This is a genomic window from uncultured Caulobacter sp. (assembly GCF_937900395.1).
In the GTDB taxonomy this organism is placed as follows: Bacteria; Pseudomonadota; Alphaproteobacteria; order Caulobacterales; family Caulobacteraceae; genus Caulobacter.
This window is the reverse complement of the sequence record NZ_CALCDX010000046.1, coordinates 56996-81409: the sequence shown is the minus strand read 5'-3', so window position 1 is coordinate 81409 and position 24414 is coordinate 56996. Positions and strand designations below refer to the sequence as shown.

At 65.2% G+C, this 24414-nt stretch carries 20 protein-coding genes; 8 read left to right on the top strand and 12 right to left on the bottom strand.

The annotated features are described in order from the left end of the window. Positions 1 to 704: 704 nt before the first annotated feature. Positions 705 to 3665, bottom strand: a complete 2961-nt coding sequence (locus Q0379_RS04300; protein ID WP_299004705.1) for a Tn3 family transposase — start codon at positions 3663 to 3665, stop codon at positions 705 to 707. A gap of 115 nt (positions 3666 to 3780) precedes the next feature. Here Q0379_RS04300 and Q0379_RS04295 point away from each other — a divergent pair, with 115 nt between their 5' ends. From Q0379_RS04295 to Q0379_RS04275, 5 genes are all read left to right on the top strand, one after another. Continuing rightward, entirely contained in the window at positions 3781 to 4338 is a 558-nt protein-coding gene (locus Q0379_RS04295; RefSeq protein ID WP_299004702.1) for a recombinase family protein, read from the top strand. 275 nt (positions 4339 to 4613) lie between these two features. Further along, on the top strand, positions 4614 to 5051 hold the full coding sequence (locus tag Q0379_RS04290; RefSeq protein WP_066682042.1) for a helix-turn-helix transcriptional regulator: 438 nt from the start codon (positions 4614 to 4616) through the stop codon (positions 5049 to 5051). A gap of 90 nt (positions 5052 to 5141) precedes the next feature. Then, positions 5142 to 5516, top strand: a complete 375-nt coding sequence (locus tag Q0379_RS04285) for a hypothetical protein (RefSeq protein ID WP_066682040.1) — start codon at positions 5142 to 5144, stop codon at positions 5514 to 5516. A gap of 142 nt (positions 5517 to 5658) precedes the next feature. After that, a complete protein-coding gene (locus Q0379_RS04280; protein ID WP_291845211.1) occupies positions 5659 to 7539 on the top strand; it encodes a CHASE3 domain-containing protein in 1881 nt (626 codons plus the stop codon). A 544-nt stretch (positions 7540 to 8083) separates the two neighbouring features. Beyond that, on the top strand, positions 8084 to 8509 hold the full coding sequence (locus tag Q0379_RS04275) for a hypothetical protein (protein WP_299004683.1): 426 nt from the start codon (positions 8084 to 8086) through the stop codon (positions 8507 to 8509). A gap of 491 nt (positions 8510 to 9000) precedes the next feature. Here Q0379_RS04275 and Q0379_RS04270 read toward each other — a convergent pair whose 3' ends face one another. The 3 genes from Q0379_RS04270 to Q0379_RS04260 all read right to left on the bottom strand — a co-directional run bounded on the left by Q0379_RS04270 (position 9001) and on the right by Q0379_RS04260 (position 12329). After that, positions 9001 to 10509, bottom strand: a complete 1509-nt coding sequence (locus Q0379_RS04270; RefSeq protein WP_299004680.1) for a PAS domain-containing methyl-accepting chemotaxis protein — start codon at positions 10507 to 10509, stop codon at positions 9001 to 9003. Positions 10510 to 11536: 1027 nt separating this feature from the next. Continuing rightward, positions 11537 to 11875, bottom strand: coding sequence for a hypothetical protein (locus Q0379_RS04265; protein WP_299004677.1), 339 nt, complete (start codon positions 11873 to 11875; stop codon positions 11537 to 11539). Positions 11876 to 12080: 205 nt separating this feature from the next. Beyond that, a complete protein-coding gene (locus Q0379_RS04260) occupies positions 12081 to 12329 on the bottom strand; it encodes a hypothetical protein (protein ID WP_299004674.1) in 249 nt (82 codons plus the stop codon). Between the two features lie 215 nt (positions 12330 to 12544). Here Q0379_RS04260 and Q0379_RS04255 point away from each other — a divergent pair, with 215 nt between their 5' ends. Continuing rightward, positions 12545 to 12964 carry a response regulator gene (locus Q0379_RS04255; protein WP_299004671.1) on the top strand — a complete coding sequence of 140 codons (420 nt, stop codon included), beginning with the start codon at positions 12545 to 12547 and terminating at the stop codon, positions 12962 to 12964. Positions 12965 to 13122: 158 nt separating this feature from the next. Here the strand turns inward: Q0379_RS04255 and Q0379_RS04250 are convergent, their stop codons facing one another. The 4 genes from Q0379_RS04250 to Q0379_RS04235 form a co-directional block, all read right to left on the bottom strand. Beyond that, entirely contained in the window at positions 13123 to 13722 is a 600-nt protein-coding gene (locus tag Q0379_RS04250) for a DUF308 domain-containing protein (RefSeq protein ID WP_012520305.1), read from the bottom strand. A 30-nt stretch (positions 13723 to 13752) separates the two neighbouring features. Beyond that, a complete protein-coding gene (locus tag Q0379_RS04245; RefSeq protein ID WP_012520304.1) occupies positions 13753 to 14412 on the bottom strand; it encodes a hypothetical protein in 660 nt (219 codons plus the stop codon). Then, positions 14409 to 15146: a sensor histidine kinase gene (locus Q0379_RS04240; protein ID WP_299004660.1), complete on the bottom strand. Its 738-nt coding sequence runs from the start codon at positions 15144 to 15146 to the stop codon at positions 14409 to 14411. The genes Q0379_RS04245 and Q0379_RS04240 overlap by 4 nt, the downstream gene beginning before the upstream one ends. Before the next feature lie 71 nt (positions 15147 to 15217). Next, positions 15218 to 15880 carry a BON domain-containing protein gene (locus Q0379_RS04235; protein WP_299004657.1) on the bottom strand — a complete coding sequence of 221 codons (663 nt, stop codon included), beginning with the start codon at positions 15878 to 15880 and terminating at the stop codon, positions 15218 to 15220. 185 nt (positions 15881 to 16065) lie between these two features. On the opposite strand from Q0379_RS04235, the gene Q0379_RS04230 reads away from it, so the two are divergent. Next, positions 16066 to 16995 carry a YfdX family protein gene (locus Q0379_RS04230; RefSeq protein ID WP_299004654.1) on the top strand — a complete coding sequence of 310 codons (930 nt, stop codon included), beginning with the start codon at positions 16066 to 16068 and terminating at the stop codon, positions 16993 to 16995. Positions 16996 to 17160: 165 nt separating this feature from the next. Continuing rightward, positions 17161 to 17925, top strand: coding sequence for a Crp/Fnr family transcriptional regulator (locus Q0379_RS04225; RefSeq protein WP_299004651.1), 765 nt, complete (start codon positions 17161 to 17163; stop codon positions 17923 to 17925). On the opposite strand, the gene Q0379_RS04220 is transcribed toward Q0379_RS04225, so the two are convergent. From Q0379_RS04220 to dnaK, 4 genes are all read right to left on the bottom strand, one after another. Next, on the bottom strand, positions 17922 to 18608 hold the full coding sequence (locus Q0379_RS04220; RefSeq protein WP_299004648.1) for a purine/pyrimidine phosphoribosyl transferase: 687 nt from the start codon (positions 18606 to 18608) through the stop codon (positions 17922 to 17924). The two genes, Q0379_RS04225 and Q0379_RS04220, sit on opposite strands and share 4 nt — an antisense overlap. Positions 18609 to 19248: 640 nt before the next feature. After that, positions 19249 to 21855 carry an ATP-dependent chaperone ClpB gene (gene clpB, locus Q0379_RS04215; protein WP_299004645.1) on the bottom strand — a complete coding sequence of 869 codons (2607 nt, stop codon included), beginning with the start codon at positions 21853 to 21855 and terminating at the stop codon, positions 19249 to 19251. A gap of 69 nt (positions 21856 to 21924) precedes the next feature. After that, the gene (locus tag Q0379_RS04210) at positions 21925 to 22467 is read right to left on the bottom strand and encodes a nucleotide exchange factor GrpE (protein ID WP_299004643.1); all 543 of its coding nucleotides are present in this window, start codon (positions 22465 to 22467) and stop codon (positions 21925 to 21927) included. A 54-nt stretch (positions 22468 to 22521) separates the two neighbouring features. After that, positions 22522 to 24381, bottom strand: a complete 1860-nt coding sequence (dnaK, locus tag Q0379_RS04205) for a molecular chaperone DnaK (protein ID WP_012520296.1) — start codon at positions 24379 to 24381, stop codon at positions 22522 to 22524. Between the last annotated feature and the right edge of the window lie 33 nt (positions 24382 to 24414).

The window sequence follows — 24414 nt, the reverse complement described above, 5'->3', positions numbered from 1 at the left end:
CCGATCTCAGCGGATATAGCATACTTGCTATTTTTCTCAATCCGCCTGGGGCCTATCAACAGGCCTGGGCCTTCTCGATCGTATAGCCCAGCGCCGAATAGCCGGCCGCTCGCTTCGCGGCCATCCGGGCGAGAACTGGCACGTCCCGGTCGACATAGTCATAGATGACGCCGACCGCACTCGCGCATGGCGGGCTAACCCCGGGCGTCGTGCGGCTGAACCCCGCGGCCGGCCGCTACCGCCGACGCTGCAGATCGGCTACCAACCCCTGGACTCTCACAATGATCGAGGGACCGGCGGGGGGCAGGACAACGGCCAAATTCTCGCCAGTGCGACTGCATAACTCTGGCTACGTCGCCGTCGGAAGCGGCCCCGAAATCGGGCGCGTCGCTTCGAAATATGACCTCCATCAGGCGCGCGCGCTTGTGTCGGGTTAGGGTCGGGCTGCAGACCGCCGAAGTCGGGCCTTGGCAGGCCGTTGCCCACGGATCCGCCGGGCGCGCCCAGCCGCCGCACAGATTTCCTGAGCGTAGGGCCCTGTAATGACGTGCATTGCGTCATAGCGCAGCCGGAACCTGTCACGGGACAGCAGCCGGGATTGCCGGTCGAAATCAAACAGTGATTTCCATCAGCGCCGCCGTAGTGGGCTCACCTCAAGGTTTGTTCGCCAGAGTACGCTTAGAAGAACGATCCGAGAACGCGGCTCAGGCCACCCTGAACAGGCGATCATGCGGATCATGAAGGGGTCGCTCGCCGGCTGCGGTTGCCGGGGCTGCATCGCGCCAGAGATAGTCGCCCGTGAGGCCGATGTGCTGCCAACTCATCGGCCACAGATGGGCGATCAAACGGTCTGGCGCGTCCTGGCCGTTGGCGCGGAGATGGTCCACGGCGCGCTGCATATACAATGTGTTCCAGAGCGCTATGGCGGCAATGACTAGGTTGAGACCTGACGCCCGGTGCTGCTGGTTCTGCAAGGTGCGATCTGCAATCCGGCCCTGCTTGTGGACGAATACGGCGTGAGCGAGCGCATGACGGGCTTCGCTCTTGTTGAGCCCCGCCTGACAGCGACGCCGCAGATCCGGACTTTCCAGCCAGTCGATCGTGAAAAAGGTGCGCTCGATGCGTCCCACCTCTGAAAGCGCCAAGTCGAGTCTGTTCTGCCGCTTGTAGGCGGCCAGCTTTTTCAACATCACCGAAGGCGCGACCGCGCCGGCCTTGATAGAAGCGGCTAAGCGAAGGATGTCGTCCCAGTTCTCCTCGACGACATCGACGCGAATGGCGCGGCCCAGCAACGGCTCAAGGATTTTGTGGCGCGGCTTGACGCCGATAATGGCCAGGCGTCGATCCTGGATGTCGCGCAGGCGCGGGGCGAACCTGTAGCCCAGGAGATGGCAAAGGGCGAAGACGTGATCGGTCGCCCCACCGGTGTCGGTGTAATGTTCACCGCCTCCCCGGCCGACCAATCCGTCGAGCACATACGGGGCCTCCGACGCCGTCGCCGAAAGCACCTTGGTGTGGAATGACCCATGCATGTCGGAAAGGTGGGTGTAGACCCGCAAGCCTGGTTCGGGCCCGTATTTAGCATTGATATCGCCGGCGCCAGACCGGCGGCGACCAGACCGGAAGAACTGGCCATCCGATGAAGACGACAGCCCATCACCCCAGTGACGCGAGAAGGACTGGCTGTGGTGAACGTCGATGATCTTGGCCAGGGCCGCGCGGTAGTTCTCTTCGCTGAGATACCAGCTCTGCGTCCAAGCCAACTGGGCGTAAGTCACGCCCTGACTGGCGTTGGCCATGCGCTCCAGACCAAGATTGGTCGCATCGGCCAGAACGGCGGCCAGCACGCAGCTGGGATTGTCGTGCGCCCTACCGGACCGAAGCTCTCGGAACGCTGAGGAGAAGCCTGTCAAAGCGTCTATCTCGGCTAGGAGTTCGGTGATCCGGATGCGCGGTAATAAAGCGTCGATCGCACGGTCGAGCACACGCGCCTCATCGGGCGTGCTGGCCTTGATCGGCTTGACGGACAAGACCTCGCCTTGGAGCGAGACGTCCTCAAGGTCGCCTCGGGCCAACTTCCGGGCAAAGGCGGCAAGGCGCTGATCGAGCAGACTGGCCCGCTCGCTCAAGTAGGCGCCCATCTCGACCGTCACCGGCAGGGATTGCGCCTCAGCGGCGACATCGTCCTGCGGGATCAGATAGTCGTCGAACCTACGGTAGGCTCTGGAGCCTTCAATCCACACATCACCGGCGCGGAGGCGATCGCGCAGCGTGGCGATGACGGCGGTCTCATAGAGGCGCCGGTTGATGGGCGCCCGGGGCGGCTTGACGAGGGTTTTCCAGGCCTTCGAGGCGAACGGCATCGGCGCATCGTCTGGAAGATGTCGGCGCTCGCCGGCATTGAGTTCCTTCAGCAGCGCGATCGCTTTGAGCATCGGCGCGCCACCGGTCCCGGCCCTGAACCGCATGTGAGCAAGGAACGTCGGCGCAAAGCGACGCAGGGCGCCATAGCGTTCCGCGGCGCGGACGAGCGGGTCCTGCAACGCCAAGGAAGCTAGGGCGTCGATTTTCGGCCGCGCGGCAACCACCTTCCACCAGCCAACGTCGGCGTCGATCTGGTCAAGGACGTCGCGACCATCGGCCCGAGCTCGCTCGACCGAGGCGATGACGCCGCTGAACAGACCCATCAGATGGGCGACCTCGCGCTGACTGGCCTGGTACTGCCGCTCGCGGCCGCGCCTGGCCTTGGCGAAGAGTGAGCCGACCATCTTTTCGAACATGTCGACCGCCGCATCGCTGATCCGACGCTCAAGATCGAGAAGCTGTGCGGCGACAGTCGCGCGTCGACGCCCGACGCTGTAGCCGCCGAGCAGGAACGCCGGGGCGATCGCGCCCTCCCGGACGTACTGATCAAAGCGCCGCTCATGGATCGCCTCGGCGATCTTCGGCGGTAGGCCGATGGCGCGGACATAGTCCAATCGCTCCATCAATGCGCCCATGTTGAGAGCGCTAGGGGTCTCGGGCAGATCACGCAGCCAGGCCAGCGCCGACTTTCCAAGCTGTTGGTCATTGACGAGCAGCTGATCCAGCGCCGCAAGCTGCGCCTCTGATAGGCTCGCCAGAAGATCGACGGCAGACTGTCGCTTGGCCTGGGCGCGCCCTGCCAGGCTAACGCGCTCGATGGTGTCTGGCGAGGGCAAGGCGACGCCTTGGCGGCGAAGCTGCGTCATGACGGCTTCGACAATCGGTCCGCCCTTGTCGGTCGACCGCGCCGCGTCGGCAGCGATAGCGATCGCCAATCGCAGGTCAGTGCGGCTGAACGGGCGAAGGCCTAGGCGCGCCAAGATCGCCGCATGGTGCGCGCTTCGGGTCGGAACCCGAGCGCCGTAAAGGGACATAGCCTCTGGTGGAACGTGGATCTGCTCGGCGATGAATTTCAGAAGGGTCGGCGCGACCGTTTGGCTCCCAGTCCAGCCGAACCCGGGATGCCGCACGAGCGCCAGCTGCACGGCGGCCCCAAGCTTGTTGGCTGGTCGCCGTCGCTCCTCGATCCAGTCCAGCTCTTCTAGAGACAGGGTGTAGCGGGTGGCGATCTCGCGATCACTGGTCGGTGGCTCGAACAGCCGTCGACGTTCCTCTCCCGTCAGCAAGCTTCGCCGCGCCATCGGATCGCCTCCGCCGCCTTTTGCGGCGGCTCAGAATTCAAGAAAAACGAGACGCTGACCAGCCTTAGAGAAAACAATAGCTTGAGCGGCTCATATTATAGTCTCATAATAGGGCATGATTTACGGCTATGCGCGGGTCTCCACGGACGGGCAGGGCGTCTCGGCGCAAATCGATGAACTTCGCTTGGCCGGTTGCCATAAGATCTTCCAAGAGGTCGTCTCCGGGGCGCGAGCTGATCGAGCCCAACTAAAACGGGCGATAGCCGCGCTTGACGCCGGCGACATCCTGTTGGTCACGCGCCTCGACCGGCTTGCGCGCTCGACGCGCGACCTGCTCAACATTCTGGCGGCGATTGCTGAGAAGGGGGCTCAGTTTCGATCCATGCGCGACGCCTGGGCGGATACCACGACCGCGCACGGGCGCCTTATGCTGACGGTTCTCGGCGGCCTTGCCGAGTTCGAGCGCGAACTGATACGGGCGCGGACATCTGAAGGGCGGGCGCGGGCCAGGACGCGAGGCGTAAAGCTTGGCCGGCGCTACAAGCTTTCAGCTGACCAGCGCGCTTTCGTCGCGACTGAGCGCTCAAAGGGCGAAAGCACGCGCCATCTGGCTAAGGTCCTTGGCGTTAGTCGCGCAACGATCGGCAGGATCGCGCCGGAGAGAGACGCGTAGGGTGGCGGCGCATTGGGCGTCAACCGCTGATCGAGAAGTGCTCGGGCCCCGTTTTTGTCCGCGCCTTTGCCTGGGGCTGTCTGGCTCGATGGTTAAGTCGCGGCCCCAACCGGTTTTACCGACAGCAAGGACGGGGCGAATGCCCCTCTCCCAGCGGCGCTTAGGTTAGGCGCATTTCGAAGCGTCGTGAGACCAAAGCGACGTGGCCGCCATTTATGGTTTCCGATCGCGGCTGTCTCGCGCATATTCCAAAGCGTGATCGTGCGAGGGCGTACATGAACAAAGACCACCTAGCTCGGCAGCCCAATCCTGTCGATTTGCACGTTGGCATGCGGATCCGCGCGCGCCGCAAAAGCCTTGGCCTTAGCCAGGACAAGTTGGCGATGGCCTTGGGTCTTACATTCCAGCAAGTGCAAAAATACGAACGCGGCGCTAACCGCATCAGCGCCTCGAAGCTTTATGAAGCCGCCAGAATCCTTGGTGTCCCGATCCCTTTTTTCTTCGAGGGGCTGCCGGTGTTGGTCGACGATGACGCCGCGCACTCGGCTGGACAGGGCCTCGGAGACGCCTTCACCCGGTTCATGGCGACCCAAGGCGCGCTCGAGCTGGCCGAACTCTTTCCCCGGATCTCCAACGCCAAGATCCGCCGCCACGTGGTGGGCATGTGCAAGGCGATGGCTGATGTAGGGGATCAGAATGCCAAGGTCGCATGATCTTGGGCGGATTTCCCGCAGGCGCAGTGTGGAACCTTAACTACAGGCATGCGCCCGGCCGAAGACACCTGCGCACCAGACGAGGCCAACATGCGCGCCGGCGTGCGCATCGCGACAGACTATGTGTTGCGCTGGACGGTGACGGCGTTACGCAAACACGATGGCGATATCCTTGAGGCGCTGGTGCTGGCTTGCCTCTCCTGCGCCGACACGCCAATCCTCGGCGCCGAACACGGGCTGCGCCCGCTGAGGATTAATCAGGTCGCCGCCTCCTTGCATCTGCCTATGGAGACAGTTCGGCGACGCTTCATCGCCCTCCAGGATAAGGGGTTCATCCGGCAGACCAAAGAGGGATACGTCATCGCACCCCTGGAGCGTGACGCCTCGCTCGAACAGGCGCTCGCCCATCTCCCCCAAATCCGCCGCCTTCTTCGCGAACTGGCCGCCGTGGGGGTAAAAGTTTAGAGCTTTGACCCTTTCGAGCAGCGCTGTTGCGCCGACGCGCGAGGACCCAGGCTTAGTCGGCCAGGCGTAATCGGCGATATGAAGACTTTACGAACCCTGCCCGCTTGTGGCCTGTCGCTCTAACGCCAGCGCTGGAGCGATCATGTCGATCCGTCGACTTCGTCATCCCGCAACGCTTTTGATCGCGGGCTTCACCCTCCTAGGCGTGGTCGTCCTGGGCGCGCTCGTTCTGACCGAGGCCCAGAGGCGCACCGATGCATGGGTGCGCCATTCCATGCAGGTGCAAACCACGCTTTGGCAGCTTCGCGCGAACGTGCAGGCCGCTGAGACCGGGCAGCGCGGCTATCTCGTCTCGGGCGTCGAAAGCTACTTGAACCCCTACCAGGCGGCGCTTTCCGATATGGAACCGCTTATGGGACGCTTGACCAGCCAGGTCGCGGATAACCCCCGCCAGACGGCTTCGGCCGCGCGGCTCCATGGGTTGATCCAGCAGCGCCTGCGGATCCTGGCGCGAGGGGTCGCCTTGCGCCACGATAAGGGGTTCGAAGCGGCGCGGGACTACCTGCTGGTCAACCGCGGCGATGCCTTGACCGAAGAAATCCGTCGGCAGGTGGCGGGGATGATCGCCGAGGAAGCCCGTCTCCTGGACGTTCGCCAGGATCGTGCGGCGGCGACGCGCACCGCGCTCCAGGCCTCCCTGGTGCTCGGTTTCCTGGGACTGCTTGCTCTGACCTTGACGGCGGTGAGGGCGGCCAACGGCCAGCTTAGGGCGCTGCAAGAAAGCCGAGACGAACTCTCAAGCGCCAACGACCGATTGACGGCGGAGGCTGTCGCGCGGGAAAAGGCCGAATCCCAGGTTCGGCAAATGCAGAAGATGGAGGCCGTCGGACAGCTCACGGGCGGCATTGCTCACGACTTCAACAATATGCTCTCGGTGATCATCGGCAGCCTGGAGATCGCCAAGCGCCGCCTGCGCGGTGAACCCGACCGAGCCGAGGCGTGCATCGACAACGCCATGGACGGCGCCCAGCGGGCGGCGAGCCTGACCGCGCGATTGCTGATCTTCTCGCGACAAGCGCCGCTTGAGCCGCGTCCGCTTGAGCCGACAAAGCTCATCAGCGGCATGTCTGACTTGTTGCGCCGCACGATCGGCGAGCAGATGAATATCGAGGTGGTGCTTGGCGGCGGCACCTGGCCCGTGCACGCCGATCCCCAGCTGCTGGAAAACGCCATTCTCAATCTTTGCGTCAACGCGCGCGACGCCATGCCCGACGGTGGCAGACTGACGATCGAGACCTCGAACACCTCGCTTGACGAGGCCTACGCTCAAGGCAATCTGGAAGTCGTTCCGGGACAGTATGTGCTGATTTCCGTCACCGACACCGGCACGGGCATGGCGCCCGAGATCGTCGATCGCGTGTTTGAACCCTTCTTCACCACCAAGGAGGTCGGGCGGGGGACGGGCCTTGGGCTCAGCCAGGTTTTTGGGTTCGTCAAACAGTCGGGCGGCCACATCAAAATATACTCAGAAGTGGGGGTGGGCACCTCGGTGAAGCTTTACCTGCCGCGCTATCTCGGTGAGGCCACAGCCGCCGCGCCGTTCACGCCACGACCGGTATCACCGCGCGCCAGGCCAGGCGAGACGATCTTGCTCGTGGAAGACGACGAAAACGTCCGCAAGACCACGGGTGAAGCGCTCCAGGACCTGGGCTACGGCGTCGTCTTGGCGGCGACAGGCGAAGATGCGATCGCACGCTTTGACGGAGCCTCGCGCATTGATCTGCTGATGACGGACATCGTCATGCCTGGCATGACCGGGCGCGTCCTGGCCGATAGGCTCAGGAGCGATCATCCAAACCTGCACGTGCTTTACATGACCGGCTATACGCGCAATGCCGTCGTCCACAACGGCGTCCTCGATTTTGGCGTCGCCTTCCTCCAAAAGCCCTTCACCCTCGAGCAGCTGTCGCGAAAGGTTCGTGACGTTCTCGACGGGGGCGGTGTCAACCGCCCCGCTCCCTGAGCGCCGAAGCCGCTCCGACGAGCCTCATCATCAATGTAGCTTGCAAGCTGCACGGGAGCGCGCTTTTCTAAACACTAGCGTCGGGGGCTCTGTTGGGAGACGACGCTTTGACATCGACTGCTTGCGATCTAGACGCCCGAGGCGCTGGGGGCGGGGACGCCGCGGAGGCCGCCAAGGGCGCCGGCCTATCACCCTTGCCCCCGCAGGCCGCCCTCGAGGCCCTACTGGAGCCGTCGACGGCTTTCGCCCCGGGGCTCGCCTTGCCGTCCGCCCCCACTTGCGCGTTCCTGCTGGAGGCGGGGTGGGCGTGTTTGGCGCGCCGGAGCTCTGGCGGCCTTCAGGTGAACCGTTGGCGCTGTGCGGCAGCCAGCCGCCAACGCCATCGTGCGAAAGGCGCATCGCGCCCGCGCCACGAGTAGCGAATGGAAGACATCCAGGCGAATGACGATTTTTGATCCGGACGCCGTCGCGCGCCGTACCCATTTCAAAGAGGCGCCCTGCGGGGTGCAACGAGCTGCTAGCCGCGATCTGACATGAATGCACGATGTTTGGAAATCTTCTTACCTCCAAGGAATTACGAGCCGCCCAGGCCGAACTGGCGCCTTTCTCCGCCTGGCTTGAAGCCCACGCGCAAGATCAGGCGCCCGTCGCCAACATGCTCTTGGCGCGCACGCTGGCGGCCCTGCGCCAGGACAAGCGTGCGACCCGTGTCGCGCTACGCGATTGGGGCTGGTCGCCGCGCGACCTAGTGGTGTGGACCGCCGCGCGCCAAGCGGGGGCCTTGCTGCGTCAACCCGACTGGCACGCTTCGCATCCTGATGCGATAGGCGCGCTGCATCGTCTGTTCGACGCGTGCTGCGCCGATTTGCTGCGCTCCGGCTTCCTGACCCGCTCAGATGTCGGTGAAGTACGAGGCTCGCTTGGGAATCGCGCAGCGCTCCGCGCGTCGCCGGCGACCGCAGCGGCCTGACGGATTTACGCGTCACCGGCGACCTCCCGCTCGCTGAGGAACCCATCGGACCGCGAGGGCTTCAATAGGCATTCGTGGAGTTGAGACCAATGGAACGCAGGACAGACCACCGAAAGGCTTTCGACGTGCCTCTGGAGGTCACCTCCGTCGACGGCGAAGTGGTGATAACCGGCCCTGATGGGCTCTGCGCTTCCCTAACCCTAAAAGCGGCGATAACCTCGGCTCGCAGACTGCTTGCCGCGGCCGGGGAAGGCTGCAGCCAAGACATCTACCAGAAGCCCCTAGGCTGAGCTGTGACTTGAGGCGGCTCCACAGATTCGGACCCAAGCCGATGGCTTGGTTGCCCCTCTTGGACCGCTCGTTCGTGTTCCTTTCCCTGTGCCGGCTCGCCCATCGGAATCATGCGGACCCGCTCTGACGATGGTTTTTCCCAACCAAGCTCCAGGGCAGGCCGACACAGTCCTCCGTTAGGCGGCGCGCCTGCGCGCATGTCAAAACTCTTCCCACGACTGGGCCGCCGCCTGCGCCACGCCGCTGGAACGCGTGAACGCGGCGATCTTGGCCCGAGACCGGGCTATCGGGTCGGCCGCCGGCGCGTGGCCACGAGTCGGGGGGCGTTCAAGTCGAGCTACGGCCGCGTCGGCCTGGAAGCGCGACACGAGCCGCTCAAGCTCGCCGGCCTCCGTCTTGAGATTGGCGGCCGCGGCCGTGGCCTCCTCGACCATGGCGGCGTTCTGCTGGGTGACCTGATCCATCTGGTTCACGGCCGTGTTGACCTCGTTGAGGCCCGTGGCCTGCTCTTGAGACGAGGTGGCTATCTCAGAGATCAGGATGTCGATCTCGGCGATCTTGCCGACGATGCCCGTCAGCGCCTGGCCGGTGTCACCGACCAACTTCACGCCGCGCTCGACCTGGGCGGTGCTGCTGGCGATCAGGGTCTTGATTTCCTTGGCCGCATCCGCTGAACGCTGAGCCAACGCCCTGACTTCTTGGGCCACGACCGCGAAGCCACGACCGGCTTCCCCGGCGCGCGCGGCTTCAACGCCCGCGTTCAGGGCCAAAAGGTTGGTCTGAAAGGCGATCTCGTCGATCACGCCAATGATGTTTGTGATCTGGCTTGAGCTCTGCTCGATCTCGCCCATGGCGGCGACGGCGTCGCGCATGACCTCGCCCGAACGGGCCGCGTCTGTGCGAGCGCCAGACGCGGCGGCCGAGGCTTGCTTGGCGCCTTCGGCGCTGCGCCGGACGGTGGCGGTGATCTCGTCCAGGGCTGCCGCCGTTTGTTCCAGACTGGCGGCCTGCTGCTCGGTTCGGCGAGACAGGTCATCGGAGGCTGAGGAGATTTCGTCAGCGCCAGCGCGCAAGCCGCTGGTGGTTGCCGCTATGCCGTTCATCGCCTCGCGCAGGCTGTCGATCGCGGCGTTGAAATCGTCCTTGATTTGCGCGTACCGACCCCGAAACTGGGCGCTGATCCGGGCGGTCAGGTTTCCCCGCGCCAAGCGCTTGAGGCTTTCGGCGAGGTTGGACACAACCTCTTCCTGCTCTTCGGCCGCGCGCTGCCGCTCGCCTTCGGATCTCATCCGCTCGTGCTCGATGGCCGTGACATCGGTGGCGAACTTGATGACCTTGTAAGGTTTGCCGTTTTCATCGAGCACGGGATTATAAGAGGCCTGGATCCAGCACTCGGCGCCGCTCTTGCCAATCCGCCGAAACTTGCGCGCGATGAACCGCCCGCTGTTCAACTCTTCCCAAAAGGCGCGGTACTCAGCGCTCGCCGCCTCGTCCGGCGGCACGAAAATACTGTGATGTCGGCCGATGACCTCTTCTGATCGATAGCCTAAGGCGTTCAGGAAGTTTGCGTTAGCCCGCAGGATCGTGCCGTCAAGCTTGAACTCGATCACCGCCTGGGACAGTTCCATCGCCGCAACCTGGGCTTTCAACTCCCGCAACTCGGCGGTTGTGGCGGCTTGCTTAGATTTGGGCCGGGTCGAAAATAGCATGGCGGGTTGATTTTTCGCTCTAAGAACAACGTTGCGCGAACCTTCCTTTGAGAAGCTAATCCAGTCTTAACTGCGCCCTCCCTACGGCGTTATGCCGCAGCCTAGCTTACTCGTATTGAGCTACGTCACGCCCGTGCGGATCTTCGCGTTGGTTAAACAATCATGAATTGAAATCCGACGCGTGTTGTCTATGGCGCTATTTAAATGAAATGCACTTCATGCGAGGCGGTCTTAGTATGGCGTTGGAAGATCTGATCGCCGTTCTAACGCGAGATGTCGACGCCGCGTTCGAACACATGACGGGCTACAGAAGCGTGGAACTCGTCGGACAATCCCCGCGTCTTCTGCAACGGCATCGGACTAGCCTCGCCGCGCGCCGCATCTTGTCGCGCCCCTATGTGCCGGACGGCGCGCGGAAAGGCAGCCCCGATCAACTACCGTAAAAACCCTATCGCAGCGAGATTGAAATCTTTCTAATTCTAGACAGCCAGGGCAGGCTAATGAACGCTGGAGCTCTCGAGCGTGAGATGCGACGCGGGCCGGGCCAGCGCCGCAACAGACGAAATCGATTTGTAACACCGAGGCGATCACTACTCCTGAGCCTCTCGCCAACTCGTTGCTATCGTTCGCAGCGCCAAGAGGGGATAGCACGGCGAACGACCGCTGTGCCACGGGGCCGGCGCTGGAAAGCTGCTTTGCCCAAAGTACGCAGGCAACTCACAGTGAGAGCGCACAAGATAGACTATCATTGCTGTTCTTCCAACGTTCCGCATAGCGTAACTGGACGAGCAAACATTGAGGTGAGCCCTAGTCGGCCACAGGATCGAAGATCTCAGCCCTTGTACGCCCGAGCGTCGTCAACCCAATCCGTTCGAGGTTCAGGTCGGATTGATCCATGGTCCTGTAACTGCGAATGCGCTGTGACGCCGCGAATATGGCCTGCATTATGGGGTTGGGCGCTGGTCCGCCATTGGCCAGGTTCACCTTGACCCCAAAGTCACCCCCCCCCCTCGGTTGCGGCTGGCCGTCAGCAGGATTGCGCCCGCCGCGGCGCGCTTGCGGATGACGCAAGAGGCTGCAGGCGTGGAAAGAAGGCCGCCTGGCCCACCAATAGCACTGGGAAGTCGTTCGCGGCGGCCATCTTGGCGACCGTCTGGAGTGCTGGGCCGCTGTGATAGCGGCCGTCGCCGCCGATCACGAGAGGGGCGGCTCGCGAGAGGGCTCCGGAGTCGAAGATCGATTGTACGTAATTCTCAAGATAATGGCGCTGCTGGAACGTCGAGACCGGCTTGCGCAATCCCGAGGTTCCGGGCCTCTGATCGTCGAAGGGGCGCGTTGGGACGGATTTGACCCCAGCATCCGCCATTTCGAGCCTCCTTCGGAAAAACACACGACACATCGGGCGGCGTGAACGACGTCCGAGAAGACCTCGCTCGCCGCGAACGGAACGTCTGCCAGCGCCGTCGCGCATTCTAGGCTTCTGGGGCTCGCCCGACGGCGCTTCCCGTGGAGAGCCGTCCATCGGCGGCGCGGAGCACAGCGATTTGGGTGTCCGCCCCTTGACCGGAGCCCTACGGCTCGACCCCGCCAACGCCAGCATCAGGCGCCAGCGGCGGACACAGGAAGCGGCTCGCTTGCCGGCAATCATGCGACATCAGCTGTATTTCCGCCCAGCCGCCGTTGTCCGCGATCGCGCGTCCGACACGGCAGGCCGCGTCCTGCGCTTTCGCGCCGGAGCGAAAGACGAGCGGTCCAGCCAGAAGGTCGGAATGAACCAGCCATCCGGCGGCTGTGGGAACTATGGAGACGTTGTGAAGCATGGTCCCCTCCCGTCCTGTACTTCCACGATCTAGGTCGGCGAAGCTGGCGGACAAGTCAGCGTATGGCGCGCGCCATCGGCTTGATGGCTCTTGGGCCGTCTGATCGGGGCCCCGGCATGCCAGCGGGCCAGGTGATTGACCGTCGGTGCGCGCCTTCGCCGCATTCGAGCCGATCGACCGTGCACTATATTGCTCGAGCTGGCGGGGGCCGGCAGATGAGGGCCAGCGCAATTCCGCTCGCGCACGCCAAGGCGACAGTGTTCCAGCACGTTCTTCTTCTCGATCCCGATCAAGCGTTCCGCTCACAGTTGGCGACCTGTTTGAGGAGCGCTGGCTTCGCCGTTCGAGAGGGGGAGGACGGCCGCGCCGTCTCCACGACGCTCACCCCGGCCGAAGTGCTGATCGTAGAGATGCTTATGCCAGAGACAGATGGCGTCGAGGCGATTCTCAATGCGCGAGCGCTCTGGCCCGAGGTCGCGGTCGTCGCCACGACGGCGGGATGTGGCGCGTTGCAGCCCGACTATCTTCTGTCTCTCGCGCTTCACCTTGGAGCCGATGCTGCGGTCAGCAAGCCTGCACCGACCGCGGCCTTCTGCGCCGCCATCAAGGAGATCGGCGCCCGCCGCGGCCGCTGACTCATTGGAGAGCCGCCACCCGCTGCGGGACAGATGATGGCCGCGGATGGACGCGCGCGCCCGAATCCGCCGGTCGCGATGCGCCGGCGCTCGCGGCCACCGTCGAAAATCCCTAGCGAGGCAATGCACGAGATCAGTTTCGCCGGCGCCCTGAAGCACTATGTCCGCGGCGCCACTTGGTCCCAGGCGGCCACAGATCGGCTTCGCGCGAACGCCAACAAGCCCGCCCCCGACAGGACCAGATCGACCCCCAGGAGATACCCGAGGAAGATTGGCGCCGCGATCGGGGCGATGAGCAGCGCTAAGGCCGCCAGAGCTATATCCACTGCGGCCGCCACCAGCAGCCAATACCAGCCCCGAGCCTCGACGCGTCGCATCCGGAACGCTGCGACGGCGGCCGTGACCCCGGAGGCGATGAGGTAGGCCGCCACCAACAGCGTAATCGTCCAGGCGCCGAGAAAGAGATCGAGCAGGAGCAGCACGCCGGCAACGAACGCCGCGATTGTCGACACCAGCCGCCAGCCCCAGGCGCCGCGGCGCCCGCTCCGAAAAAGCCCGACGAGGCCGACAACGCCGGCGGCGATCAACAAGACAGCGAACAGAGCAACCGTGGCCAGGCCGGCGATCAGCGGCGCCACAATGGCCAGTACGCCCAGCAATATCCAGAGCACGGCGTCGAGGGAAAGCCAGAACCTCACGCCGAAGCGGCGGGGGCGGCTCGCTCCGACGGTCGTCGCCGTGGCGTTCTTCATAGTCATGTCGGGGTCCTCCGTGTCGGTCTTTACAGCTCAGCTGTTGGGTGGGGCGGCCAGAGGCCGATCATCCAACCACGGGTCGGGGCGAATCCGCCCCAGCGGGATGTCCAGCAGGGTCTTGGCGAGGTCGACCTCGTGGACGTGGACATTGCGCGCATGCTCGCGAAGTATGGCCAGCGCCCTGGCCTCCTCCTGCCCGTCATCGACGCGCACGAAGATCGCCAAACCGCCCATCGCCAGGTCGTGCTCGAGCATGTCGGGATCGGCTTCGCCGAGAACGCGGCGGCGGATGGATCTGGCGAGCGTCGTCGCCAGCACGCCGCCACCGACGGCCGCGCTCAGCGCCGCCGCCGCAGCGCCGCCGGAGGCCACCACGATGGCGCCTGCGCCCAGCGTGGCGACCGCGAGCAAGGTGCCAAAGACCAGCACGTTCAGAGCGGCTGCATCGTCGCGAGTGACCAGGTCACGCCTGGGCAACTGGTCGACTTCCGCTAGCGCGGTGGGCTCGACATAGTAGTGGTGCAGCTTGTCCAGGATCGCCTCTCGGCTACCCATCAACGAGATGCGCGCGCGATCCACGCCGGCCAGGAGCAGAGCCTCGACGATGCGATCGAAGGCGTCTCGAGAGTCGGCGATGCCGACGACTTCGCGCACGCGCGCGACCTCGATCGGCGGGGCGTCGGGTTGGCTCATGGGTAGTCCTCCATCGGCGCTCCAGGCGCCACATCGTCGAGCGGCAGGATGAGAACGGCCGCCGTCCCGCGTCCGGGCCTTGAGCGAAGCCGCAGGCGTCCGCCCGCGGCCTCCGCAAACTTGCGGGCGCGCCACAGGCCAAGGCCGCGCCCTTGACCCTTCGTCGAGAAACCGAAGCTCGTAGCCCTGGCCAGGTCGTCCGGACGGATTCCCGGGCCGGTGTCCGCCACCACAATTCGCACACAGCTCCCGACGGGCTGGGCTGGCTGCCGGAGCGCACGGGCGCGGATGACGATGCGCCCTGGCCGCTCGTCGAGCGCCTCCTTGGCGTTCTTGAGGAGATTGATCAATACGGCCACCAGCTCTGCAGAGCCCGCGCCGAGCGGCGAGAAGCGACCGAACACCTCGCAGTCCAGACGTTGACCTGCCGCCAGGCAGGGCTGGAAGGCCGCCCCTGCCGCATAGAGGGCGCGCGGCAGATCGGCGACGCCGCCGCTGAGATGGGGGCCGCCGTTCGGATGCAAGGAATCCGACCAGCCGGCGAGAAGCGCGGCCGAGTGGGAAACGGCAAGATCGAGGGCGCCGAACAATAGCCCGGGCGTAAAGGCTGACGCTTGGGCTTCGTCCGCCTCGCGGTTCGACCAGGCGCGGCGCAGGGACCTTGTCGCAGCCTGGATGATCATCAGGTCGTTGCGCACATCGTGGGCGATCCCGTGCAGCTGCTCGACGTTCATGGCTTCCCTCCCCGGTCCGCGCCTGTTGCGGTCGTCGGCCGACCGCAACAGGCGCGGACCGGCGCCGACGGTCAGGCGATGACGATGCGGTTGTCGACGCTGGTGACGCCGGGGGCGGACCAGGCGGAGCGTTCCGCCTCCTGCCGTTCCGCCCAGGAGCGGACGGACCCGCGCAGGATGACGCGGCTGCCATCGACCTCGACAGTGACCTTGTTGGCGTCGAGCTGGGCGCTGCGCACGAAGGCGTCCTCGATCTTCTTCTTCAGCTCCGACGGGGTAATCTTCGGTTTCACGGTGATCAGGTTGCTGATGGACTTCACGCCCCGGATGGTGCGGACGGCCCGCTCGGCGGTCTCCTTTTGGTAGTTCCACTCCACCTCACCTTCGAGGGTGAGACGGCCATCTTTGGCGATGACCTTAAGCTTCTCGTGCGTCAGCGGGAGGTCCCGCTTGAGCGCCTTGACCGCCTCCTCGGCGATGTCGGGGTCGGGCCGCTCGCTGCCGGTGTCGTACTTGATCTCCAGCTCGTTCGCGACGCCCTTGACGCCCTGGACACGTTTGGCGGCCCGCTCGGCGTAATAGGAATCCATGTACTTCTTGGTGTAGCCCGTGAGGGTGACCACCCCGTCGTTGACCGCCACGGCGATGTGGCTGTCGTCCTCGATCGAGGGATCCCAGCGAATCTCGTCCTCGACGTCGCGCTTGATGTCGGTGTCGGTTCTGAAAAGGGCCATGGTGAGGGTTCTCCTATGCTTTAGCGTCGGCGGGGGGGGGGGCCGACGCAGGACAGTCCCACGCCCCGCCGGGGGCATCTTGACGACCATCAAGACCGGCCGCGCAGGCTCCGCCATTCTCTGCTTCACGGCGCGCAGAGGTCGCAGCGGCGATCGCCTGACGGCCGCTTGAAGGAGAAGCAAGCATGCGATCGAAGCGCGTCTGGATACTGCTCGCGATTGCCGTGGTCGTGATCGTGGCCCTGTTCATTTGGAAACCCTGGCGAGAGGCCGCGCCGACTCCGTCGCCGCAGGCCGGCCCTGTGGCCAGCCAGGCCCCTGCCCCCGCCAACCGCTATGAGCCTGAGCGTGCGCAGGCGGAGGCGGGCGCCCAGCAGGCGCTGGACGCCGAGGCCGTCGCGGTGCTGGCCAAGACCGACGAGGCGCAGAGCCGGATCGCCGCCAGGGACAAGGCGGGAGCGATCCGGGCCCTCGAGGAGGCCGCCGGCAAGGCGAATATACTTGTCGGCCGGAATCCGGCGGCCGCGCTCATTCCGGCGGCGGCGGAGGTTCAGATCATCGACGTGGCGCCGGCCGACCTGGGCCAGGTGCGCAAGCTTCGCCGCGCGGTCGAGCTTGCGGTGCTCACCGACGACTTCCCGAAGGCGCGGGTGGCCCTGGATGGCATGCGGAGCGAGATTCGCGTGCGCACCTTCTATCTGCCCCTCGCTACCTACCCCGCGGCGCTCGCTTCTGCGGCCGGGCTGTTGGAGCGCGATGACCTCGCTGCAGCGGCGGAGGCTCTGGATCGTGCTCGAAGCACTCTCGCCATGACGGACGTCGCTATTCCGCTGCCGCTGCTAGCGGCGGAGGCCGCGGTGGAAGCCGCTAAGTCCGATACGGACGCCCAGAAGAAGCTTCAGCATGTCGAGGCGGCGCGGGCCGCGCTCGAACGTACTGAGGCGCTCGGCTACGCCAGTCGCGACGTCCGCAAGGCGCTTCTGGCCGAGATGCGTGAAGTCGAGCGCCAGGCGAAGGGCGGCTCGGACATCAAGGCCGGGCTGGAGCAGTTGAAGGAGCGGATTTCGAAGGCGATCGGTGACCTGAAGGCCGAGCGCAAGAGCGCTGAAGCCTGAGGCGGCGCCGCCTACGCGACGTGCCCGCCGTCGGCGCCGACGGCGGGCCGGACGCGATAGCCGGAGAGCAAGCTCGGTTCGGATGTTGATCGTCGTCAAGGACTCGTCGCGCGCTGCCTGCCTGTGTTAACCTTTTAAAAGGCAAACAAGGGAGGCGTGAGGGACATGTCTAAGCTTGCTCTGGTAAACGACGATCAAGTTGGGGCCTTTGTTCAGCAGCTTCACCTCTGGCGGATTCAGTGGCGGCCGGGGCAAAGCCTCTACCATGAGGGCGATCCTGCCGAGTTCGTCTACCGCGTCGACAAGGGCTGGGTGCGGCTTCTGCTCGATGGTGAAGACGGGCTGCGCCGGATTTTCGCGTTCGCGGGCCCAGGCGATTACTTCGGGGCGAACCTGCAAGTGCGAGACTGCACCGCAGAAGCTTGCACCGACCTGCAAATGACGGTGATCCCCGTCGCCGGGCTCCTGCGGATCGGTCGAACCGATCCGGTCGCGCTCCTGGAACTCTTCGAGGCATGCACGACGCACTACCGTGAGCGCGTCGAGGTCGGGCGCGGGCAACCTTCGGCGGCCGAAAAGCTTCGCGCATTCATCGCGCGGATGGGCGAGCGCATCACCAGCGGTGGCCCAAGCGGGATCTGCCTGCCCTTCAGCCAGGTTGATCTTGCCAACTATCTCGGCGTCGCGCCCGAGACCCTGTGCCGCGCCGTGGTCCAACTTTGCGAGCGCGGGGAACTGGCGCGGCACGGCCGCCGGCTCTGGATTGGCGGATGCCGCCCCCCCCCCCCGCCAGAAAACAGGAAAGCAAGCCAAGGAACTTGGGGCCTGCGACGCCGCCCATGCCTGGTGACGCAGGAATCCAGCAACGCTGACCAGGCCGTTGGGCGGCTGATCCCGGTCGCGGATCGCGCCTCCAGCCCACGTCGCTAGTGGAGCGGTCCCCCTTGTCGATAGGCGGTCAGCAATCCGATGGCCTCGCGATCGCTGATCTGGGATTCCGTCCCAACGGCGAGCTCGGCGGTCCTCGGCAACGGCTGCAGCACGATCAACTCGTCGGCCTCGATGCTGAGGGCTTGCAGGTCTTCATCGAAGGCTAGGCGGGCCGGACTTCGCCGCCGAGCCGCGGCGATGGCAGCGAAGGCTAGCGCGGCTGGCGCGGCCGTATCGATCACCAAGATCGCGGTCTTGCCGGCGGCTCCAAGGCTGCGCCGAAAGGGGGCGTAGAGCATCTGGCGACGCTGTAGGGCCTCAAGCGCGAGGCCCCATTGCGCGGCGAAGACGTCGGGGGCCAGGTCGTCGCCGGGCGCCTTGAGAGTGACGAGAGCGCCTGCATCGGCAATGGCGCCCACAAGCGCGTTCGGGGCGGCAGGCGAAGTGACCCCTTCCACGAACATGAGATCCAAGTCGCTGCCGAGGGCGCTGGCGATCTCTACCGCGGTCGCCACGGCTTCGGGCGCTGCGGCCAACACGAGCGACGGCGTGCCGATCAGGTGCTTCAGCCGCTCGGCGGCGAGAGCGTCTGCGGCTTCTGTCTTCGACGGCATGGGACGGGCCGTTTGCTCGGCGTCTCGCAATGAGACATCTTCCAGTGGTGCCTGCAGCTTTCCGGCCACGCCGCCGATTCCCTCATCATGCTTTGGGTTTGGAAGCTGGGCGTAGAGGTCGGGAAGCGCCAGGGGACTATCGTGCACACTGGGGTTCTAGGGTTTGATTGGTCTCAGGCCGGACTGCGGCGGCACGCCCACCAAACGGCTCCGTTCCGACCGCCGCAGAGCCCGCCCTATCGAGTTCATCCAGGTGTTCGTTGCCTCGACCGATCGAGGGCGAGGACGCTTGACGGCATGCGGCCACGCAGGCCCCGGCCGCTAGCCGAGTTGCAGGCTGCTCAGGAAGGCTTGCGCATCGTCAACCGTTGAACGAGTCTGTCAGTGGCACGTCAGGGCGTCCCTTTCAGGATATGTCATCATCGATGCCAGCAGCGTCGTCCCAATCCTCGGCCGTGTGCGCCGCGGCGCGACAGCGCTTGCTCGCCGCTCAGCCGCCGACAGGCCCATCAAGCACGCCGTCGACCCCGAAAGCGCCTATGCCTCCGCCTCGACCCTCTAACTTTCGATCGATCCGCGACATCAATATGGCGCGACCACGCCGAGACAGCACCGCATTCTTTTCCATATTCAACCAGGGATCGCCGGAGTGGTTCGCGGGCTTCGCAACCCCAGCGACTTGGGTGAACTACCTCTTTGGCGACGACACCTAGGCGGCCATTTGTGACGACGACGTAGCCGTCGCCGTCAGCTGAAGGAAGCCGTCGCCCTCGGTGATGCGGACAGTCGCGCCGTCACCCACCTCGCCCTTCAGGATCATGTCGGCCAGGGGATCCTGCAGGTGTCGCTGCACCGTTCGCTTGAGCGGACGCGCGCCATAGACCGGGTCGTAGCCTACCCGGCCGAGCCAGGCGCGCGCCTCTTCGCTCAGTTCAAGCGTGATCTTCCGATCCGCCAGCAACTGCTGCAGTCGGGCGACCTGGATGTCCACGATGGGACCCATGTGCTCAAGGCCGAGGCGATGGAACAGGATGATTTCGTCGAGTCGGTTCAAGAATTCGGGCCGGAAATGCGCGCGCACGACTTCCATGACCTGTGGTTCCACGCTCTCAACATTTTCGCCTTCTGGCAGGCTCGAGAGGAACTGGCTTCCGAGATTGGATGTGAGGATGATGAGGGTGTTGGAGAAGTCGACCGTGTGGCCCTGCCCGTCCGTCAGCCGTCCGTCGTCGAGGACCTGTAGGAGAACGTTGAAGACGTCGTGGTGCGCCTTCTCGATCTCGTCGAACAAGACCACCTGGTAGGGCCGTCGCCGCACCGCCTCGGTGAGCACGCCGCCCTCCTCATAGCCGACGTACCCCGGTGGCGCGCCGATGAGGCGCGCCACGGAGTGCTTCTCCATGAACTCGGACATGTCGATGCGGACCATCGCCGTATCGTCGTCGAACAGGAAGCCGGCGAGCGCCTTGGTGAGTTCAGTCTTGCCGACGCCGGTCGGCCCCAGGAAGAGAAAGGAGCCGAGCGGCCGGTTCGGATCCTTCAGGCCCGCCCGCGCGCGACGGACCGCACGGCTGACGGCGCTGATGGCGTGGGCCTGACCGATCACGCGGCGGCCGAGCGCCTCTTCCATGTGGATCAGCTTCTCCCGCTCGCCTTCAAGCATCTTGTCGACTGGGATGCCTGTCCAGCGCGACACCACCCCAGCGATGTCCTGGGCCGTCACCTCCTCACGCAGCATGGCGCCCTGGCTGGCGGCCTGCGCGTCGGCGAGCTGCTTCTCCAGCTGTGGAATGACCCCATAGCTGAGCTCGCCGGCGCGGGTAAGGTCGCTGCGCCGTTGCGCCTGCTCAAGTTCGAGGCGGGCTTGGTCGAGCTGCTCCTTGAGCCTGGCCTCGGCCTGGATCTTCTCCTTCTCGGCCTGCCAGCGCTGCGTCAGGGCGGCCGATTCCTGCTCGAGGTCGGCGAGTTCCTTTTCGAGTTTGCTGAGCCGATCCTTGGAGGCCGCATCCGTCTCCTTCTTCAGGGCCTCTCGCTCGATCTTGAGTTGGATGATCCGCCGGTCGAGCGCCTCGATCTCCTCGGGCTTCGACTCCACCTCCATCCTTAAGCGCGACGCCGCCTCATCCATCAGATCGATCGCCTTGTCCGGCAGGAAGCGGTCGCTGATGTAGCGATGGCTGAGGGTGGCGGCGGCGACGATCGCCGCATCGGTGATCCGCACCCCATGGTGCAGCTCGTACTTCTCCTTGAGTCCGCGCAGGATCGAGATGGTGTCTTCGACCGTGGGTTCATCGACGAAGACGGGTTGGAAGCGGCGCTGCAGGGCGGCGTCCTTCTCGACGTGCTTGCGGTACTCGTCGAGCGTGGTGGCGCCGATGCAGTGCAGCTCGCCGCGGGCCAGGGCCGGCTTCAGCAGGTTGCCCGCGTCCATCGCCCCCTCCGCCTTGCCTGCGCCGATCAGGGTATGCATCTCGTCGATGAAGAGGACGATATGCCCCTCGGCGCTCTTTACCTCGTCGAGCACGCCCTTGAGGCGTTCCTCGAACTCACCGCGATACTTCGCCCCGGCGATCAGGGCGCCCATGTCCAGCGCCATCAGCTTGCGGTCACGCAGCGTATCGGGCACATCGCCGTTGGCGATGCGGATCGCGAGGCCCTCCACGATCGCAGTCTTGCCGACGCCGGGATCGCCGATCAGCACGGGGTTGTTCTTGGTTCGTCGGGCCAGGATCTGGACCGTGCGCCGGATTTCCTCGTCGCGCCCGATCACCGGATCAAGCTTCCCGGCGCGCGCCGCCTCCGTGAGGTCTCGCGCGTACTTCTTCAGCGCCTCGTAGCGGTCTTCGGCGCTGGCGGTGTCCGCCAGCCGCCCGCCCCGCAGCGCGTCGATGGCTTTCGATAGCGCCTCCGGCTTGACCCCTGCAGAGGCGAGCGCGCGGCCCGCCGTCGAACTGGCCGATAGCGCGATGGCCAGCAGGAGGCGCTCGACCGTCACGAAGGTGTCTCCGGCCTTTTGCGCCACCTGCTCGGCCTGATCGAGGAGCCGGATGGCGTCGTTGTCGAGGCCCGGCGGCTGGGAAGCGCCGGCGCCGGTCACCGCCGGGATCTTGGCAAGCGCCGAGTCGACCTCGCGGCCGGCCAACTCTGGGGTTCCGCCCGCCGAGCGGATCAGGCCGGCGGCCATGCCCTCCGGGTCCTCCAGCAGGGCCTTGAGGATGTGTTCGGGCGCAATGCGCTGATGGTTGAGGCGGACGGCCACTGTCTGGGCGGCCTGCAGCATGCCTTTGGCGCGGTCGGTGAACTTTTCGAGGTTCATGTCGCAATCTCCTGCCGAACTATCGGCGCGTTATCGGCGGTGCGCCAGGGGGCGAGCGTTCACGAAGCCCTAATCGGCCGGCGGAGCGGCGGCTGAGACCACGACGCGCGCCGGTCGCACCAGGCGCTCCCCGACCCGGTATCCTGCCTGGACGACCTGCAGCACGTGGCCGGGCGCAGCCGCCGGGTCAGCGCGAGTCGCCACGGCCTCGTGCGACGTCGGGTCGAAAGGCTGATCCAGGGGCTCGATGCGCTCCACGCCTTCGCGTTGAAAAGCCTCGAGCAAGGCGCGCCGCGCGGCGCGCAAACCCTCCTGAACGGACCTTGCGAAGGTTTCGTCGTCCTGGTCGGGTCCGCGCGCTGCGTCGACCGCAAGGTCAAGGCTGTCAAGGCCGGGCGCCAGGCGGGCGATCAGGTCCACCACCCCCGCCCGACGTCCCTCGCTGCGCGCGCGTTCGGCTTGGCGCCGCGCGTTCTCGGCATCAGCGAGGGCGCGGAGCAGGCGATCCTGCAAGGCTTCGACGGCCTCGGTCGCTGCCTGGGGCGTCTCGCCGGCAGACGTCTTGATCTCAGCCGCCGGGGGCGCGTTCGGGATGCCGCTCTCCGAGGTCACTGTGCTGTCTCCTGCCGATCTTAGAGACGGTTCTGGCGGGCTGGCTCGCCGACCTCAAGCCCGCCCGTCATCGGCATCCTCGAATTCAGCGTCGACAATGTCTTCGCTCCCAGCCTTTGGCGCCTCGCCCCCTCCAGCGCTCGTCAGCGCCTCCGTCACCGCTCGCAATGCCTCCCCGCGGGCGATGATCGCTTGGGTGTCTTCGCCCTGCATCGCTGCCCGCAGGGCCGCGAGCGCATCCTCCACTGCCTGCCGTTGCGATCCTTGCGGCGCGTTCGCGAGGGCCTTCTCGGCGGCGAAAATCAGAGCATCGCCCTGATTGCGCGCCTCCACCAGAAGGCGCCGTCGCCGGTCCTCTTCGGCATGTTCCTCCGCTTCGCGCACCGCGCGCTTGATGTCGTCCTCCGTCAGTCCGCCCGAGGACTGTATCGTGATCTTCTGCTCCTTGCCTGTCCCGCGGTCCTTGGCCGAAACATTGACGATGCCGTTGGCGTCGATATCGAAGGTCACTTCGATTTGCGGCACGCCACGCGGCGCCGGAGCAATGTCCTCAAGGTTGAATTGGCCAAGCAACCGGTTGTCGGCCGCCATCTCGCGCTCGCCCTGGAACACCCGGATCGTCACCGCCGGCTGATTGTCCTCGGCGGTCGAGAACACCTGGCTTCGGCGGGTCGGTATGGTGGTGTTGCGCTCGATCAGCTTGGTCATTACGCCGCCCAGGGTCTCGATACCCAGGGACAGCGGCGTAACGTCCAGCAGCAGCACGTCCTTGACGTCGCCTTTCAGCACGCCGGCCTGGACGGCGGCGCCCAGCGCGACCACTTCGTCGGGATTGACGCCCTTGTGGGGCTCCTTGCCAAAGAGCTGCTTCACCGCCTCGACGACCTTGGGCATGCGGGTCATGCCGCCGACCAGGATGACCTCGTCGATCTGGTCCGGCGTCACGCCGGCGTCCTTCAGCGCGGCGCGACAGGGCTCGACGGTCTTGTCGATCAGGTCCTCGACCAGCGCCTCCAGCTTAGCGCGGCTGAGCTTGATGTTGAGGTGCTTGGGCCCGTTCTGGTCAGCGGTGATGAAGGGCAGGTTGACGTCCGTCTGCACGGCCGAGCTCAGCTCGATCTTGGCCTTTTCGGCCGCCTCCTTGAGGCGCTGCAGCGCCAGTTTGTCGTTGCGCAGGTCAATTCCCTGGTCGCGCTTGAATTCATCGGCCAGGTACTCAATGACGCGTTTGTCGAAGTCCTCGCCGCCTAGGAATGTGTCACCGTTGGTGGACTTGACCTCGAACACCCCGTCGCCGAGTTCGAGGATCGAAATGTCGAAAGTGCCGCCGCCGAGATCGTAGACGGCGATGCGGCCGGCCTTTGTCTTGTCGAGCCCATAGGCGAGCGCCGCCGCGGTCGGCTCGTTGATGATCCGAAGCACCTCAAGGCCGGCGATACGCCCTGCGTCCTTGGTGGCCTGGCGCTGGGCGTCGTTGAAATAGGCCGGCACGGTGATGACCGCTTCGGTCACCGTTTCGCCGAGATGCTTCTCCGCCGTCTCCTTCATCTTGCGCAGGATGTGAGCGGAAACCTCGCTGGGACTGTATGCCTTCCCAGCGACCTCCACCCAGGCGTCGCCGTTGGGTCCCGCGACGATCTTGTAAGCCACCATCGCCTTGTCCTTCTGGACGATGGGGTCGTCATAGCGGCGGCCGATAAGGCGCTTGATGGCGAAGAGCGTGTTTTCGGGGTTGGTCACCGCCTGCCGCTTGGCTGCGGCGCCCACGAGCACTTCGCCATCATCACGAAACGCCACCATGGAAGGAGTGGTGCGCGCGCCCTCGGCATTTTCGATGACGGTGGGCTTGCCGCCCTCCATCACGGCGACGCACGAGTTCGTCGTGCCGAGGTCGATACCGACTGCGCGCGCCATGACGGCTTCTCCTTCATTGATCACCAACTTTCG

Coding starts and splice junctions, on each gene's coding strand:
- Q0379_RS04270 (WP_299004680.1), bottom strand. CDS start 10,509: ATGCTATTTTCGACCCGGCCCAAATCTAAGCAAGCCGCCACAACCGCC.
- Q0379_RS04230 (WP_299004654.1), top strand. CDS start 16,066: ATGCGATCGAAGCGCGTCTGGATACTGCTCGCGATTGCCGTGGTCGTG.
- Q0379_RS04295 (WP_299004702.1), top strand. CDS start 3,781: ATGATTTACGGCTATGCGCGGGTCTCCACGGACGGGCAGGGCGTCTCG.
- Q0379_RS04225 (WP_299004651.1), top strand. CDS start 17,161: ATGTCTAAGCTTGCTCTGGTAAACGACGATCAAGTTGGGGCCTTTGTT.
- Q0379_RS04240 (WP_299004660.1), bottom strand. CDS start 15,146: ATGAACGTCGAGCAGCTGCACGGGATCGCCCACGATGTGCGCAACGAC.
- Q0379_RS04255 (WP_299004671.1), top strand. CDS start 12,545: ATGAGGGCCAGCGCAATTCCGCTCGCGCACGCCAAGGCGACAGTGTTC.
- Q0379_RS04265 (WP_299004677.1), bottom strand. CDS start 11,875: ATGGCGGATGCTGGGGTCAAATCCGTCCCAACGCGCCCCTTCGACGAT.
- Q0379_RS04250 (WP_012520305.1), bottom strand. CDS start 13,722: ATGACTATGAAGAACGCCACGGCGACGACCGTCGGAGCGAGCCGCCCC.
- clpB (WP_299004645.1), bottom strand. CDS start 21,855: ATGAACCTCGAAAAGTTCACCGACCGCGCCAAAGGCATGCTGCAGGCC.
- Q0379_RS04245 (WP_012520304.1), bottom strand. CDS start 14,412: ATGAGCCAACCCGACGCCCCGCCGATCGAGGTCGCGCGCGTGCGCGAA.
- Q0379_RS04235 (WP_299004657.1), bottom strand. CDS start 15,880: ATGGCCCTTTTCAGAACCGACACCGACATCAAGCGCGACGTCGAGGAC.
- Q0379_RS04260 (WP_299004674.1), bottom strand. CDS start 12,329: ATGCTTCACAACGTCTCCATAGTTCCCACAGCCGCCGGATGGCTGGTT.
- Q0379_RS04300 (WP_299004705.1), bottom strand. CDS start 3,665: ATGGCGCGGCGAAGCTTGCTGACGGGAGAGGAACGTCGACGGCTGTTC.
- Q0379_RS04275 (WP_299004683.1), top strand. CDS start 8,084: ATGTTTGGAAATCTTCTTACCTCCAAGGAATTACGAGCCGCCCAGGCC.
- Q0379_RS04285 (WP_066682040.1), top strand. CDS start 5,142: ATGCGCGCCGGCGTGCGCATCGCGACAGACTATGTGTTGCGCTGGACG.
- Q0379_RS04280 (WP_291845211.1), top strand. CDS start 5,659: ATGTCGATCCGTCGACTTCGTCATCCCGCAACGCTTTTGATCGCGGGC.
- dnaK (WP_012520296.1), bottom strand. CDS start 24,381: ATGGCGCGCGCAGTCGGTATCGACCTCGGCACGACGAACTCGTGCGTC.
- Q0379_RS04290 (WP_066682042.1), top strand. CDS start 4,614: ATGAACAAAGACCACCTAGCTCGGCAGCCCAATCCTGTCGATTTGCAC.